Source organism: Lachnoclostridium sp. An118, assembly GCF_002160985.1.
Taxonomy (GTDB): Bacteria; Bacillota; Clostridia; order Lachnospirales; family Lachnospiraceae; genus Claveliimonas; species Claveliimonas stercoravium.
In genome coordinates, this window is the sequence record NZ_NFLQ01000009.1 from 81,270 (window position 1) to 96,410 (window position 15,141).

General features: G+C 53.1%; 12 protein-coding genes and 1 pseudogene. 4 read left to right on the plus strand and 9 right to left on the minus strand.

What is annotated here, in order from left to right; genetic code table 11:
• Nucleotides 1–7 precede the first annotated feature (7 nt).
• The 3 genes from B5E62_RS09540 to B5E62_RS09550 form a co-directional block, all read right to left on the minus strand.
• On the minus strand, nt 8–2,287 hold the full coding sequence (locus B5E62_RS09540) for a hydratase (protein WP_087174356.1): 2,280 nt from the start codon (nt 2,285–2,287) through the stop codon (nt 8–10).
• A 188-nt stretch (nt 2,288–2,475) separates the two neighbouring features.
• Nucleotides 2,476–3,177 carry a hypothetical protein gene (locus B5E62_RS09545; RefSeq protein WP_143468836.1) on the minus strand — a complete coding sequence of 234 codons (702 nt, stop codon included), beginning with the start codon at nt 3,175–3,177 and terminating at the stop codon, nt 2,476–2,478.
• Between the two features lie 208 nt (nt 3,178–3,385).
• On the minus strand, nt 3,386–4,162 hold the full coding sequence (locus B5E62_RS09550; RefSeq protein WP_087174358.1) for an SDR family oxidoreductase: 777 nt from the start codon (nt 4,160–4,162) through the stop codon (nt 3,386–3,388).
• 180 nt (nt 4,163–4,342) lie between these two features.
• Between B5E62_RS09550 and B5E62_RS17745 the strand changes: the two genes are divergently transcribed.
• Together B5E62_RS17745 and B5E62_RS09555 are read left to right on the plus strand one after the other, a co-directional pair.
• Complete coding sequence (locus tag B5E62_RS17745; protein WP_330398088.1) at nt 4,343–4,480, plus strand: hypothetical protein; 138 nt, start codon at nt 4,343–4,345, stop codon at nt 4,478–4,480.
• Nucleotides 4,467–4,738: pseudogene (locus tag B5E62_RS09555) on the plus strand (Fe-Mn family superoxide dismutase). The gene B5E62_RS17745 and the pseudogene B5E62_RS09555 overlap by 14 nt, the downstream one beginning before the upstream one ends.
• Here B5E62_RS09555 and B5E62_RS09560 read toward each other — a convergent pair.
• From B5E62_RS09560 to B5E62_RS09575, 4 genes are read right to left on the minus strand one after another with little or no spacing between them, the layout of a single operon-like run.
• On the minus strand, nt 4,731–5,984 hold the full coding sequence (locus B5E62_RS09560) for a Wadjet anti-phage system protein JetD domain-containing protein (protein ID WP_087174359.1): 1,254 nt from the start codon (nt 5,982–5,984) through the stop codon (nt 4,731–4,733). The pseudogene B5E62_RS09555 and the gene B5E62_RS09560 sit on opposite strands and share 8 nt — an antisense overlap.
• A gap of 44 nt (nt 5,985–6,028) precedes the next feature.
• Nucleotides 6,029–9,385, minus strand: coding sequence for an ATP-binding protein (locus B5E62_RS09565; RefSeq protein WP_087174360.1), 3,357 nt, complete (start codon nt 9,383–9,385; stop codon nt 6,029–6,031).
• On the minus strand, nt 9,336–9,980 hold the full coding sequence (locus tag B5E62_RS09570) for a DUF4194 domain-containing protein (RefSeq protein WP_087174361.1): 645 nt from the start codon (nt 9,978–9,980) through the stop codon (nt 9,336–9,338). The genes B5E62_RS09565 and B5E62_RS09570 overlap by 50 nt, the downstream gene beginning before the upstream one ends.
• Nucleotides 9,981–9,987: 7 nt before the next feature.
• A complete protein-coding gene (locus B5E62_RS09575) occupies nt 9,988–11,316 on the minus strand; it encodes a Wadjet anti-phage system protein JetA family protein (protein ID WP_087174362.1) in 1,329 nt (442 codons plus the stop codon).
• Between the two features lie 271 nt (nt 11,317–11,587).
• On the opposite strand from B5E62_RS09575, the gene B5E62_RS09580 reads away from it, so the two are divergent.
• On the plus strand, nt 11,588–13,303 hold the full coding sequence (locus B5E62_RS09580; RefSeq protein WP_087174363.1) for a DUF885 domain-containing protein: 1,716 nt from the start codon (nt 11,588–11,590) through the stop codon (nt 13,301–13,303).
• Between the two features lie 604 nt (nt 13,304–13,907).
• Here B5E62_RS09580 and B5E62_RS09585 read toward each other — a convergent pair.
• The gene (locus tag B5E62_RS09585) at nt 13,908–14,165 is read right to left on the minus strand and encodes a hypothetical protein (RefSeq protein WP_087174364.1); all 258 of its coding nucleotides are present in this window, start codon (nt 14,163–14,165) and stop codon (nt 13,908–13,910) included.
• Nucleotides 14,135–14,452, minus strand: coding sequence for a helix-turn-helix domain-containing protein (locus B5E62_RS09590; protein ID WP_087174365.1), 318 nt, complete (start codon nt 14,450–14,452; stop codon nt 14,135–14,137). Before B5E62_RS09590 ends, B5E62_RS09585 begins: the two co-directional genes overlap by 31 nt.
• A gap of 216 nt (nt 14,453–14,668) precedes the next feature.
• Between B5E62_RS09590 and B5E62_RS09595 the strand changes: the two genes are divergently transcribed.
• Nucleotides 14,669–15,136, plus strand: coding sequence for an HAD family hydrolase (locus B5E62_RS09595; RefSeq protein ID WP_087174366.1), 468 nt, complete (start codon nt 14,669–14,671; stop codon nt 15,134–15,136).
• Nucleotides 15,137–15,141: the final 5 nt, after the last annotated feature.

The window sequence follows — 15,141 nt, forward strand, 5'->3', positions numbered from 1 at the left end:
CCGGCGCTTATCCTCTGTAGTAGTTGATGAGGCATCCCTTCAGGATGATCTCTCTTTCTGTATCTGTCAGGTCGCCCATGGTGAACTCCAGCTCTTTCAAGCTGTCTCCCACCAGGTATGCCCTGATCACATCTGCCTTTTCCTCCACAGCCCTGCGGATGTCCGGGACGAAGATGTAGTCGCCGTTCTTAAAGCTCAGGTTCTGATGATCCTCTTTTGTGAGAAGCGGAAGCATACCCCAGTTGATGAGGTTGGAGCGGTATCTCTTTGTGGCGTACTCGATGGCGATATTGGCCCAGCCGCCCAGCACTTTCTGACAGGAGGCGGCCTGCTCTCTTGCGGATCCGTCTCCCGGCTTCACAGCGAAGATGGTGCTGCCCACGCCGATATTTCCCTTGCCCACTTCCGGGTATGTCTCCTGGATCTTTGCCATGACAGGCTTTAACTCCTCCAGGGCATCCAGCGGACACTCGCCCGCCTCGATGGCTTTCTGGGCTTTCTGCACTTCTTTAGCCCGGCCCACGTAGGCAGGATCTTTTCTTGAGAGGGCAAACTCCGCGAGTCCCAGCGGGTTGGAGCGGTAGGATGACGTCTCGCCGGAGGGGATCAGCTCATCTGTCGTGGTGACCGGATCGTGGATCTCAGACACTACCTTCAGGATCAGATTCTCCGGAAGGGCAGACATCTCGGGCCAGTCCTTGATGTTGGGGCCGAACTTGATCTCCACGGAGGGGTCTGCCACGCCGTGGCTGTCAAACACGCGATTTGCATAAATATTCTTATCAAAATGATACTTGGGTCCTTTGTACTCCACATCCATGGCCGTAGCCGGTGTGAGGAAGCCCTTGTTTGCCGCCGTGGCAGCGATGGAACGGGCGTCCATGAGGGCCACGGAAGCGATCTGTCCGCTCTGCAGCTTGGATCCCTCCCTGTTGGGGAAATTCCTTGTGGAGTGGCGGATGGAGAAGGCATTGTTGGCCGGTGTGTCTCCCGCGCCGAAGCAGGGACCGCAGAAGGCTGTCTTCACAATGGTTCCCGCCTCCATAAGGTCTGCCACCGCGCCGTTCTTTACAAGTTCCATGTAGATAGGCGTACTTGCCGGGTATACACTGAATGTAAACTCGTCGGCGCCAATATATTTTCCGCGGATGATATCAGCCGCGGCACAGATATTTTCAAACCCGCCACCGGCACATCCGGCGATGATGCCCTGGTCCACGTAGAGTTTTCCGTCCACGATCTTGTTCTGGAGGGAGTAGTCCACCACGCCGTCCAGGCTGACAAGAGCTTTCTGCTCTACATCGTGGAGTACATCCTTTAAGTTGGCGTTGACCTCGTCGATCGTATATACATTAGAAGGATGGAAAGGCATGGCGATCATGGGACGGATCTCGCTCAGGTTCACGTACACCATGCCGTCATAGTAGGCCACCGCACCTGGATCCAGTTCCTTGTAGTCCTCCGGACGTCCGTGGATCTCAAAGAACTCACGGATGGTCTCGTCAGTCTTCCAGATGGAGGACAGACAGGTGGTCTCTGTGGTCATGACGTCAATGCCGATACGGAAATCCGCGCTCAGCTTGTCCACGCCGGGGCCCACGAACTCCATGACTTTGTTGTTCACATAGCCATTTGCAAATGTAGCGCCGATGATCGCCAGCGCCACATCCTGAGGACCTACGCCCTTGATGGGTTCTCCGTCCAGATAAATGCCGATGACGCCGGGCATCTTAATGTCGTAGGTCTTGCCAAGGAGCTGTTTTACAAGCTCCGGTCCGCCCTCGCCCATGGCCATGGTCCCCAGGGCGCCGTACCTGGTGTGGCTGTCAGATCCAAGGATCATCCTGCCGCCGCCGGCCAGCATCTCCCGGGCAAACTGATGGATGACTGCCTGGTGAGGAGGCACATACACGCCGCCGTACTTCTTTGCGCATGTGAGGCCGAACATGTGGTCATCCTCGTTGATGGTCCCGCCCACCGCGCAAAGGGAGTTGTGGCAGTTGGTCAGCACATAGGGAACCGGGAATTTCTCCAGGCCCGATGCTCTGGCTGTCTGGATAATTCCCACGAATGTGATGTCGTGGGAGGTCAGTTTATCGAATTTGATCTGAAGGCGTTCCATATTTCCGGAGGTGTTGTGGTCCTTCAGTATGTTGTATGCCATGGTCTGCGTTGCTGCTTCTTCCCGGGTCACGGCCCGTCCGGTCTTCTGCTGCACTGCGGCCGCATCTTCCATGATCTCTGTGCCGTTCACAAGATAAACGCCTTTGTCGTAGAGCTTTATCATCTTTCCAAATTCCTCCTGTTTTTGATCTTACTTCGTCAGTTTATTTTAGCCCGGTTCTGTGGAAAAGTCAATTTAAACGGGAGGATATATATACCCGTATACCATCAAAAGGCACACCAACACAGTTATAGCTTCCTTAGCCGATGCGGCTCTGGGTCTTCCTACTCCTTCCTTCTTAGTTCTTTTTGCTACCCCAACAGCAATCTTCTTATTTCTGTATATGTATCAGGCAAAAGCTTCGACAGAATACCTGTTGATGACACATGAAATACCGCACCGTCCTCATAGCTTACAGCCAGCTCCATACTCTGTGCATCCTCCATAGCCTCCGAATCGCTGCTGCTTTCCCATGAAAACACTCCGAGACTGTCCATCTGATCTATAAGCATTTCCCCATCACTATACAGCTCTGCTTCTGTCTGACTCAAATCTGAAAACAAATAGCAATTGGATGCCCGATATCTTTGCCCCGCAGCCAGATTATAGTATACGCACTCGCTGCCCGTATTCACATTCTCGTAAAAAGCAACCGCCGTCACTCCCGCTGTGAAATCCTCTGTCCGCTCCTTTGCCGTACCGGTAAATATATCGCTTACATCTCCCCTTTCCTCTCCGTCATAATTTTCGAGCAGCAGCTTGATATTTAAAGAATCCACATTTTCTTCTGTTATTGCATAGTCATCGATAAACTGCTGCAGATCCACATCACTGTACTCCGCTTCTGTAATTTCTGATAAACGGATCAGTTCATCGACAGTTAAAAGCTTTTCTGTTTTTATATTTTCTCCTTCCTTAAGATTTCCGTTCTTTTCCTCTGTGCCGGCGCTGCATCCGGCTGCCAGAAGAGAGAGTGCCATTATCATCAAAATTACTGTTTTTATATTCCTCATACTGCCTCCCTGCTATGCTCCCATGGACTCCGCCCACCATTTTCTTGAGACCGGAATCATATATGAAAAGACAGAAAATCTCCTGGGCGATCTGATCAAAAAAACAGAAAAGGGAATGCAGTACATTTTCTTTGAAAAACCGCACTGTATTCCCTTCTTGTTATCCAGCTTTCCTTCTCAGCCCCACAAGAAGTATCCAAGCCCCCTACTAAAAGCAGGTGAAGGCTCCGTCAACAACAAAGTCCGCGCCGGTGGTAAACGTGCTCGTATCCCCCGCCAGATACACGCAGATGGACTGCAGCTCCTCCGGCCTGCCCATGCGTCCCAAAGGCGCCATCTCGTTCCACTTCTCGATCAGCGGAACAAGAGTCGGAGAGTTGAGCGTCAGCTCTGTCCCTATGTATCCCGGACTGATGCTGTTCACCCGCACTCCCCGCTTCGCCCACTCGATAGCCAGAGACTTGGTAAGCTGGATCACCCCTGCCTTTGAGGCATTATAAGCACACTGAGGCTGAGGGACATTCACGATATGCCCGGACATGGAGGCTGTGTTGATAATGGAACCCCCTCCGTGTTCCAGCATGTATTTCCCGGCGGCAATATCTGTGAGAAAAATCCCGTTTAGGTTGATGTTGATCACCTTGAGCCACTGCGCGTAGGTCATCTCCTCAGCCGGCGCATTGATACAGATGCCTGCGTTGTTATGGCAGAAATCCAGGCCGCCCAGCTCCCGGACAACCTGGGCCACCATCTCGTCTACCTGCTTTGGATCTGTACAGTCTGTTCCGACCGCGATTACTTTCCTCCCTGTTTCCCCCGCAATCTCCTCCGCGGTCTTCCTGGCTTCCGCCAGGTCAAGATCCACAATGGCCACATCCGCCCCGGCCTCCGCAAAAGCAGTGGCCGTACATTTTCCGATACCCCTGGCGGCGCCTGTAACAAATCCCTTTTTCCCGTCCAGTCTCATCTTTTCAATAATTCCCATGACAATGCTCCTTTCCTTAATTTTCTAAAAAATTATATCTGGATCATCTGAAATATACTGTATAAGATTATTTTACAATACAACAGCCGCCTCCCGCAACGGCTTTATCTCTTTCCCAGCCGGGAAATCACGTTTTCTCCTCTGCCGCATACACTTTAAAAACCCTTGTTGGAAATAAACATGAATACTCGCTATCCCTTTTTCAACACCCCTCTCCCCTACGCCTATGACGCCCTGGAGCCCTGCATCGATGAAAAGACCATGCGGCTGCACCACGACCGGCATCTCCAGGCAGTTCGGCAGCATGGAGCACTTTAAGTCCTGTTTTAAAGAGGCCGCCCTCTCCGTGTTCGGCTCCGGCTATGCGTGGCTTATCTGGGAAAATGGCGGTTTATGCATCACCACCTCCGCAAACCAGAACACGCCGGACCTGTGCCGCTGCTGGCCATAGATGTCTGGGAACACGCCTACTATCTGAAGCATTACAACATGCGCGCCGCCTACATCGACGACTGGTTCCGGGTCGTAAACTGGTCCTGCGCGGAAGCCCGTTTCCGCCGCTGCCGGATCATATGAGCAGCATCTCCTGCTCCAGACCTTTGCCGGTCTTCAGCAGCTCCTTCCTGAGCTCTTCCAGCTCCTCCGGCAGGGCCGCACTCATCTTCTCCAGGTCCCGGAGCGCTCCCGGCTCCATCTCATATCCCGACGACAGGTGGCGGCGGTAGAGCTCTGCATTCATATGCAGCGGCCTGACATCCGGGAAGAGATTGTCCCGGATGAAGCAGAAGATGCGAAGCCCGCCGAAATCCATATCCCCGCTGTGCAGGTATTCCACTGTCCTGCCCTTCAGCGCTCCCGCCAGGGCCTTCAGGAAATCCCTCTCCTTGGGAGAGAGGAAGCCGTGGGTGAAGACATACAATGTTTCCTCCTCAAAGGGCTCGCAGACAAAGCTGGCCCTGTTCTCTATCGTCACGATCCGCCGTATGTCCTGCTCCCGGCAGATGCGGGCGTTCTTCAGCGTCTCGCTGTTGAGGACCGTGCCGTACCGCAGCTTTCCCAGGTCCACAGTCTGCCCTTCGATCTCCAGGCGCAGCGGTCCTTTTACCTCCATCTGCTGGGAGTACTCTTCTATGTAGAGCCAGGAGAGCACCTGAGCGTCATCCATGGCCCTGTCTATATCCGGGTGGTAATCCCTGGCCATCTGGACCACCCATCCTCTGAACCCGGCCGGGTCCTCCCTGAAGATCTTGGGACGCCCCAGATACCGGCTGCTGAATATCTGTACATAGACAGGCTCCTCCAGCTCATCCAGCCCCTTCAGACAGGCAAAGTACTGCTCCTTCCTCCCCTGTCCGAAGATCCGGCTCAACTCCTTTGCCTTCAGCTTTCCGCTGTCCGCCTCCCTCCAGCGGTCTCTGACATAGTCCCTGAGCCACTGTCTGCGCAGCGCTCCGCCCAGCTCCTCCAGCTCATGTTTGTACGCAGCGGCAATCTCATACTTGGGCGTCTTCCCCGCCAGTTTATAATAGACGGGCATGTCTTTGTTATAGTAGTGGAATTCACTGAAATCCTGCTTATAGTTCTGCCAGCGCACCTCCTTTTTGGGGATCAGGCCCAGGCGCTCCAGCTCCAGCATCTCCCGGACCACCAGGTCACGTCCTGCTCCCCTCGGGGCGCCGGCCTCTCTCTCCGCCCTGTCAAAATCCTCCTGATGGATCTTCAGGCTGCGGCGTCCTTCAAGGGAATGGTTCCAATCATTTTTCTTTTTTTCATAGTTTTCAATGATCTTCCTGACAATGTAGCCGCCTCTGTATCCGTCCATAGGATCACCTCCGCTCCTGGTCTGTCTTTCGCCTGTTTTCCAGCTTATTCTTCAGCCTCCTCCAGAAGGTCCTCGAACTCCTGCTTCTCAAACTCCATGATGGAGATGTTCTGCTTGTCCGGGTTGGCAAAGACAAAGGTCTTATCCACATTCTCCAGATAGTTCTGGATCTTGTCATTGGTGGCACTGATGATAGCCTGGAAGCCAAGTCCCCGGATCAGCTCGATGCAGGTTGCCACCTTCTCCGCGTCCATCTTGGAGAAAGCCTCGTCCAGGATGACAAGGCGGATAGTGGGGTTCCTCCTGACTCTGGGCGAGTAGTCCAGACGATAGAGCTGGGCAAAGCTGGCCAGAAGCGCCACATAGAGGGGATTCTGGCCCTCCCCGCCGGAGTTCTTGGAGATCATCTTCCCAAGACCGATGTGCATATTTTTCTCGCCCCGCACGATCTGCTGCATGTCAAAGGAGAGGTAGGTCCGGTAGTCCGAGTATTTCCGCATGTTCTGCTTCGCTTCCTCCAGCTCCTCCGCCGAGGCGTTCTCCGGCGGGATGAAGATCTGGATCAGGTCCCCTATCAGCTCCCCGTACTTCTCCTCGTGCTCCATGGTAAACAGATTCATCTGGTTCTCCATATTGTAGGAGAGCCGGGAAGGGTCTATCTCCAGGGCATCGTCCATGAACATGTCGTAGTACTCCCCGTAGGCCCCCTTGTTCCTGGTGATCACAAACTGGTACTTATCCTTTCCGAAGTCCAGCCTGCTGATGATCCGGTTCAGCTCGTCCTTTCGCTGGAGCGCCTCCTTGATGGCGCTGCGTATCTTATAGATGAAGTCCTCCTTGAAGTGCTGGACCGCGGTCCTGGCCTGCTCTGCCGCCTTCTCCTTGTACTCCTCCAGGTGGTCGCACTGGAGCGTGTTCAGGAGCTTCTCGTAATCTCCATTGTCCTCCGCACTGGCCGAGAAGGTGCGATGAGGATACTCCCGCAGGTAGCTGCTGCGGATATCCACCAGCTCCTGGTATCGCTTCTCCCTCTCCTCCCGGCAGGCAGCCTGCTCCCGGAAGCAGAGATTTTTCAGATACTCATAGTTGGAGCTCTTCCTGCTCTCCATGTAGGACTGGAAGCTTTCCGCAAATTCTTCGTTTTCTTTGAAACTTTTCTGTTTCTCATTTAACTCCTCATCCAGGTCCAGATACTCCTGATCCGCCTCCTGGATCTTTCTCTCATGCTGCCAGATAGCCTTCTGGATGCTGTCCACCTGCTGCTTTTTCCTTGTCTGACGCTCTCTTAACTCCTCCTTCTCCCGCTCGAGCCTGCCTACATTCTCTTCCTTCAGCTCCTCTATCCGGCTCTGCAGCATTTCTCTTTCCTTTTCCTTCTCGCCGATCATCCGGATATCCCTGATCATGCTCAAGTACTCTCCGGCGGGGCGGTCCAGGTAGTCCATGGCAAGGACAGAGCGGATCTCCTCCTGGCGCTCTTCCAAGGGCACTCTCTGCTTCTCCAGCTTCTCCAGCTTTTCCTCCAGCCTCTTTCTCCTCTTTCGGAGACTGTTCTCTCCAATGCAGGCCCGCTCTGTGTAGTTCTCCGGATCAATGTGCTGCAGCTTATAGCTCTTGTACAGCATGCACCCGGGGGTGATGCCCACGGTCTGCTGCCGCAGCTCGTCGATATCCCGGCACTTGATCACCCTGCCAAGAAGGAAATCCGTGTAGGCCTGGGCGTAGTCTGTCCCCGCCTTCACCTCCTCTGCCAGAGCTCCCTCCCTGACCGGGTGGTTGTCCTGCATGAGACGCTCCGTGTCCACCACGGCGGCACGCCAGAATTTCTTTTTGTCCATGGTCTCGTAGATCTCCATGGCCTCCCTAGCGTAGGCCGGCTCCACCATGAGGGACAGCTTGTTGTTCCCCAGATAGCCCTCCACTGCATTGTGCCATGTCTCATCCTTTACTTCCAGCATGTCTGCCAAAATCTGTACATTCACAAATTTTCCGGCTCTCCTCTGGAGCTCCTCCCGGATATAGTATCTGGCCTCCTCCAGCTCCCGGGGATAAGCCTTCTTCCCCTGCTTCAGGTCAGCAATCTCCTGCCGGCCCGCCTGCATCTCCTTTTTCAGGGACCGAAGCTGGGCGCCCGTATCCCCTCTCTCCTCCTCCAGCTCCCGCCGGATGTCGGCAAAATTCTCCTTGAGCCGCTGAAGCTCCTCCTCTGTGATGCTGCCCTGGCAGAGCCTTTCTATATCTCTGAGCATGGAGTTGGACACCATGTCCTGCTTCTTCCACTCCTCCATGCTCTCCCTTGTCTTCTGCAGGCTGCTCCTGCTGGCAGACAGGTGCTCCAGGAACAGGTTGACCTGGGAGAGCTTGTCCTTCAGCTCCTCGTACCCGGTCTGGGCAATGCGGACGATGATGTCCTCATACTGCCTCTGCAGCTCTTCCGCCTCCCGATCGGTCTTCTCCTTGAGCTTTTGCTGCTCCTTTTTTTCCTTCTCCTCCTGGGCCCTCCGGTCCCGGATACCCTCCAGACGGCGTCGGAGCTGGAGGATCTCCAGGCGCAGGGCCCGGTACAGCCAGCTCTCTTCCTCCGTCTTCTTATCTTCGTACAAGGAGAAACTTTCTTCTATTTTTGTCAATGATTGTATTTCTTTCAATGTGGCCTCAATCTTGCTGCGCATCTGCCCGTATCGCATGACGCTCTCCTGCATGTCCTGGATCTCAATATCCTGCTCCATGCAGATGTACTCTTTCACAAAGTCCTCCAGCCGGATGTTCATGCGGAAGGGGATCGCCCTCTTGAAAAGCCTGGGGAACTTCTCCTTGTCCAGTCCTCCCAGATACACATCGTAGAGCTGGCGGCGGAACCTCTCGTTGCTGGGACCACAATAGTAGCCATCCTGGGGGAAGTTTCTCTGCAGATACTCCCGCACCTCCACGGTGGACAGGACACGCCCCTCTCCCCGGTACAGGTTGGAGAGCAGCGGCCCCTGATGCCAGAAGAACAGGCGGCTGATCTCATTTGTGGCCGTCTCTACATCAAAGACAATACCCACGCACTCCTGCTCCCCGATGACGCTGTTTGTAAATTCCAGCACAATGGTGCTGGAAAAATTTTTGTTTCTCCGGTACTGGGACTCATTGTTGTCGCTGATGTTGACCATGCCCCGCAGATACTCGATCAGGCTCCGGTCCGAGTCGTCGGCTGCCGCCTTGTTGAAAAAGCCCCTTCCGTCCGTGTTGGCGTACAGGACGATCTGCAGCGCGTCAATGACGGTAGACTTTCCGCTTCCCGAGTGGCCGGTGAAAAAGTTCACTTCCTTGTTCAGCGACAGCACCTTTCTGTCTATGTAATGCCAGTTATTCAGACAGATCTTCGATAATATTTTGAACGCCTGTTTCGTCTCCACTGTTCTCCTCCTCGCCAAATGTCTTTAAAAGGGCCCGTATGTCGTCCCCGGTGAGCACCATATTTATAGTAGGGTAAATGATCATCCTTGTCCCCTCATTTAACTCCTCCAGTATATCCAGAGGTTCTATGATCTGATATTTTTTCAGAAGCGCAATGCTTCGCCGTATCTCCGTGGGGGACGGCAGGGACTTCATCACCTGGAATTCCCCGGCCTTGCCATTCACAGCTCCCAGCGTTGTCACGATCCTTGTGCTGGATGACACCTGGGCCATCTGCTCGTCATACAATATCTTCAGCACCAGGATATAGATCGTGGCAAGCCGCGGGATCTTCTCACCCATGAGCATGCCGTCCCGTATATAGATCACTCCCAGATAAATGTTTTCCACAAGCTCGATCCCTGCCACCTGAAAATATTCCTTCAGAAATTCCATGTGCATGGCGCAGACCTTATACTCCCTGCTGTACTGCCACTTTTCAGCCCGCCTGTCGTATTTTCGCTCCAAAATGAATGTCTGTCTGTAAAGGAGCCGGATCACCTCCGTGATCTGCTCTTTCTCCTCATCACTCAGCTGTTCTATATAATCGATCATATTCTTCTTAAACCCTCCTGCGCACAAATGTCAGCTTCGGATAGCGGTATTTTCCGCTCTCCACCAGACCGCCTTCCTCGATGACCTGATACTTGCTGCCGTGCTTTGTACTATAATCATAGGCAAGGATGATCTTCTCAAAGTCCTCGTCATCCTCCACCTTCAGATCCGCAAGCCGCATCTGCTCGCCGTCCATGTGCTCCTCGATAAATTCCTCGATCTGCTTTCTCGTATACCGGGTGTGGATGCGATTCAGCTTCAGAACATCCTCCCTGGAAAGTTCCTGAGAGTCCTCCTCCCGCTCCAACTGGCTGACAAAATCTTTCCTGGGCTTTCTCCTCTTATAGAGGGACTTCTCCGAGAGGATCTCAAAGAGAGACAGATTCATCCGGGAAGCTGTCTCTTTGATCCGCTCCTCCTCCCTGCCCTCTTTTCCAAGCTGGTTCAGAAGCTGGATCACAAGCCCTTTTGTGTCTGTCTCCCCGTTCAGAAGATAATTCAGCCTGGTCACTGTGGCCCGGATATACTTTGTGTTCTCCTTGTCCATATTGGCAATGCGCCGCTCAATATCATCAAAGCTCCTCTCGATCCGGTCCAGTATATCCAGCCCCTCCTCGCCAATGCGGTCATAGATACTCTCATCCTCCCGCATTTTCTCCAGGCACTCCTTTATATCCATCTTGTAAATGTAGAAGTTATCACTTGTCTTTAAAATGTGGTATTTCTTACGGACCACTTCCTCCACATACCCTTCCAGGTGTTCTGAAAGAAGCTGTCCGTACTCTCTGTGTTCCAGCAGACGCCCGTAAAACCGGTCCATATTGTGGAGCATGTCCTGCAGTGCCTTGTTCAGCTTTCTCGTATTGACAAGGGCCGACCGGAGCATGGCGCTGTTCAGCCTGGGATTGTTCTGGAAGGAATACAAAGTGGCGTACACATTCTGGATGTACAGCTCCGTGTCCTCCATCCCCTCACGGGTCAGCCGGTCAAAGGCCTCTATAAAAATAGCCGCATAGTCGGGGATAACAATGTGGGTCACCAGCGTGTTGTAATCCTCGATCTTTTTCAGCCACTGTGCCTTAAGAAGCCAGTTCAGTATCCTGGACGCCGGCGTCTCCAGCATGTCCAGCTCATCCTCCGTCTCCTCCGCCTCCAGGGTGATCTTTTTCTGGGTATAGAAATCTCCCAGGATCTCCAGGCACACCTCCCGGCTCAGGAAATAGTTGTTATACTCGTATTCTTCGTTGATCTGAAGCAACGCTTCTACATAAATATCCCGGTTCCTGGAGCGGAACAAACTCCAGAAGGAGTCCGGGATCTCATATATATACTTCATAAATTTCTCCTGTCTTGTATATGGAGTTATTATACCATGGCCGCACAGCGGCCATGGGCCTCCGGCAGATGCGCAGCGGGTTTCTGCGGTTCCGCAGAAACCGCTCTATGCGCAGGTATATATTCACACTAGGCTCGAAAGGACCTCGCCAAGTGTTCATATTATACCATATCTCCCAAACCCGTGGAAACCGGTTTTCTCCCATGGAATTTTCTCAAAACCAGCCGCATATCTATAGATAAAATGCTCCGCCCGTTCCAGGAGGCGTTCTATGCGAAAAAAATGTACTGCCCTTATCCTTCTGCTTTCCATCCTTCTCCCGGCTCTGGCCTCCTGCGGCCATCTTCCCGTCCCCGACGAAGATGCTCTCTTCCGGCAGTTTACCCTGGATCTTTTCCGTCAGGAAGTGTCCGCTGACACCATCACCCTGCACTATACAGTACAGGAGCCGGAAAGCTACGGCATCCAGGATACACCGGCGAGCCTTGGCTCTTTCAGCACCGACACAGCTGTCTCCGCCGCATCTATCGAGAACTGCCTTTCCCTCCTTCAGGATTTCAGATACAGAAAGCTCTCTCCGGAAAACCAGCTCACTTTCGATGTTCTCAAATCCTATCTGAAGACAGCCCTTTTGGGCGCCCCCTACACCCTCTACGAGGAACCATTAAGCCCTCTGACCGGGATCCAGTCCCAGCTTCCCATCCTTCTGTGCGAGTTCTCCTTTGACACACCGGAGGACGTGGATACCTATCTGTCCCTCCTGGAGGAAATGCCGTCCTACTTTACGTCTCTCATCTCCTTTGAGCAGGCAAAAGCGGACGCCGGACTTTTTATGTCATCCCGGAATGCCCAGGACATTATCGACGAGTGCGCTGCCTTCACTGCACTCGGGGACAGCCATTACCTTTTTTCTTCCTTCATCTCCAGGCTGGAAGGACTATCGGATCTGCCCCCTGTTCAGAAAGAAGCCTGCATCTCCCAGCATCGGGATCTCATCTATGACTGCGTATTTCCCGCCTACAACCGGCTGGCCGCCGCCATAGCTGCCCTGAAGGACACCGGCACAAACGACGGAGGACTCTGCTACTATCCGGACGGAAAAAGATACTATGAATATATTGTGAAGAGGGACACCGGCTCCGCCCGCACAGTCCCCCAGCTTCAGAACCTGACCCGCAGGCAGATGGCAGAGGATCTGTCTGCCATGCAGTCCGTGGCGCCTCTATCCGGCGAAGACTCTTCCTTTGCGCTGGCGGACAGCAGCCCGGAGGCCATCCTGGCAGACCTGAAAGAAAAGACAGCCGGGTCCTTTCCCTCTCTGCCGGAGGTAACCACCGAGATCAAATTCGTGCAGGAGGAGATGGCTGAATATGTAAGCCCTGCCTTCTACATGGTTCCCCCGGTGGACAATTCCCAGGAGAACGTGATCTACATCAACCGGGGACATCTCCCGGACGACCTGACTCTCTTCACCACACTGGCCCACGAGGGCTACCCGGGGCATCTCTACCAGAACGTGTACTATGCCTCCACAGATCCGGATCCCATCCGCAGTCTCCTCTCCTTTGGCGGCTACACGGAGGGCTGGGCCACCTATGTGGAGATGCTCTCCTACTACTTCACCGGTATAGATGAAGACAGAGCTCTCCTGGAGCAGAAAAATGCTTCCCTCATCCTGGGACTCTACGCCCTTGCCGACATGGGTATCCACTACGACGGATGGTCCCTCACCGAGACGGTCTCTTTTTTCCGGAGTTTCGGCATTACGGACATAGAGACAATCCGGGAGATCTACGACCTCATCATCGGGGATCCCGGTAATTATCTGAAATACTATATCGGGTATGTGGAATTTCTGGAACTGAAAAAGACAGCTGTAAAAGAGTGGGGAGAGGATTTCTCCCAGAAGCGTTTCCACAGGGCGGTGCTGGACACAGGGCCTGCGCCGTTTGAGATCGTGGAGAAGGCGGTGAAGGAGAAAAAATAGGAACGGAACATCTTTGCAATGCATTTTTCCAAATCTTCTCCCAGGGGAAAGTCAGTCATTGTATCCGCAAGTAAAGCCAGTCCATGATCGAAATAAGGGCAATGTCGAAACCGTCTGGTTTCCGGGTGATAGACTACCCCAATATTATTGGTATGCCTGTCCTCATTCAGAAAAAAAGCGTCTATCTCCAGCATAGCTGTAAGATATTTCCCAAAATCTGTCATTCCTGTGATCTCTGCGATCGCATTGGCCAAATAACAGATCCGCTCCTTCACGTCCGCCATAGAAGCCATGGTCCTTGCCGCACTTTTCCCTGTGTACAGACGGATCAGCTTTTCGACTGTGATAAGAGACTCTCCCTCTATTAAGAAGCTCCTGCTCCTGCATCCGGTATACACATGTGATTTAAACTCCATTTTCATCGGTTCATAGTCAACGGCTGCCAAAATATCCGAGCGGGACAGAAGAGATGATACGACTGTCTCCGTCAGCCCTTCATAGCCCATGCAGTCTGCCTTATACCAGTATATTCCATCCTTTGCCTTCAGCTGGTTTCCCTTTGATGAGTGCCCCCTCAGATCATCCCGGTTCAGAATATCCAGCTTTATCCATTCTGACATAACGCATCCTCCCTGTAATGTATTCTGATCCACTGATCGTCCTCAGCCATTCTTCCTTTTGTCTCTTCTATGATCAGCATGGGATCGTAAAAGTCGACACCCATATCTCTCAGAAGCTCCTTTAAGTGAAACCTTGTCCCGGGAACACATCTGTCCTCCAGAAACTCCCTGAATTCTTCCCATCCGGGAGTTTTGTTGACGCCAAAAGCTGTCAGGGGAAGCTGATCCGTACGATTTTCCACATAGACCGCCTGATCTCTTCAACATACCGATAGACAGTAGGACGGCTGACAGACAGTTCTCTTGCAATCCTTGCAACGGAAACACCCTTCCGGTACATTCTCCGTATGGTATCAGCCTTTTCCTCTTTCAGCCCTTTTCTCCCGGCTCCCCTGGGGTTTACCGGCCTGACTCCGCGCATCAGATTATCGTACTTCTTCGCCTTTTTCATAATTTTCTTCCATTGCTCCGGATCGTCCGTCCCGAAGATTTCCAGGCACTTACAAAGAAGCTTTTGCTCTTTCTCCATACCGCTCCCTCCCTTCTATTCTCAGGATATCATAAGGCTTTTATATGTAAATAAATTAATTTTTTTACTTTTGCTTTTTGTCTTGTTTCTCTTTGCGCATATAGATATTTCCTCATAAATATGCTATGTTATTCTAAGCAGGCCTCCTCCCGGAGCCCTCCAGATCCGCACATAAAACCGCCGGCTGCCCGGCTTTCACAGAAAGGAACAAGACTTATGAAAATAGAAATCCCCGGCTACCCATCACTGGACCTGAAATATCTTCTTCTGGACTACAACGGCACCATCGCCCTGGACGGCATCATCTCAGAGGCTGTTGCCAACAAGATCCGTCAGCTCTCTGACCTGTTCCAGATCTACGTGCTGACGGCTGACACAAACGGCACTGCCCGCCAGATGTGCGAGGGCCTGCCGGTGGAGATACTGACCTTCCCAAACGACGCCGCCATGCAGGAAAAGCAGAATATCCTCTATTCCCTTGGCAAGGAGAACTGCGCTGCCATCGGCAACGGGCGCAACGATCTTCTCATGTGCCGGGAGGCCGCCTTCTCCGTCTCTGTCCTTGGTCAGGAGGGCATGTACGGAAGACTTATGACTGCAACGGACCTGTGCGTCCCCTCTGTCCTGGACGCCCTGGAGCTCTTCCTGAAGCCCCACCGCATCATCGCATCGCTGCGGGGATGATCAGA

What these genes read in the sequence shown, in the direction of transcription:
- B5E62_RS09580 (WP_087174363.1), top strand. Translation starts at nt 11,588, where the DNA reads ATGCGAAAAAAATGTACTGCCCTTATCCTTCTGCTTTCCATCCTTCTC.
- B5E62_RS09595 (WP_087174366.1), top strand. Translation starts at nt 14,669, where the DNA reads ATGAAAATAGAAATCCCCGGCTACCCATCACTGGACCTGAAATATCTT.
- B5E62_RS09590 (WP_087174365.1), bottom strand. Translation starts at nt 14,452, where the DNA reads ATGGAGAAAGAGCAAAAGCTTCTTTGTAAGTGCCTGGAAATCTTCGGG.
- B5E62_RS09545 (WP_143468836.1), bottom strand. Translation starts at nt 3,177, where the DNA reads ATGAGGAATATAAAAACAGTAATTTTGATGATAATGGCACTCTCTCTT.
- B5E62_RS09575 (WP_087174362.1), bottom strand. Translation starts at nt 11,316, where the DNA reads ATGAAGTATATATATGAGATCCCGGACTCCTTCTGGAGTTTGTTCCGC.
- B5E62_RS09540 (WP_087174356.1), bottom strand. Translation starts at nt 2,287, where the DNA reads ATGATAAAGCTCTACGACAAAGGCGTTTATCTTGTGAACGGCACAGAG.
- B5E62_RS09550 (WP_087174358.1), bottom strand. Translation starts at nt 4,162, where the DNA reads ATGGGAATTATTGAAAAGATGAGACTGGACGGGAAAAAGGGATTTGTT.
- B5E62_RS09570 (WP_087174361.1), bottom strand. Translation starts at nt 9,980, where the DNA reads ATGATCGATTATATAGAACAGCTGAGTGATGAGGAGAAAGAGCAGATC.
- B5E62_RS09560 (WP_087174359.1), bottom strand. Translation starts at nt 5,984, where the DNA reads ATGGACGGATACAGAGGCGGCTACATTGTCAGGAAGATCATTGAAAAC.
- B5E62_RS17745 (WP_330398088.1), top strand. Translation starts at nt 4,343, where the DNA reads ATGAATACTCGCTATCCCTTTTTCAACACCCCTCTCCCCTACGCCTAT.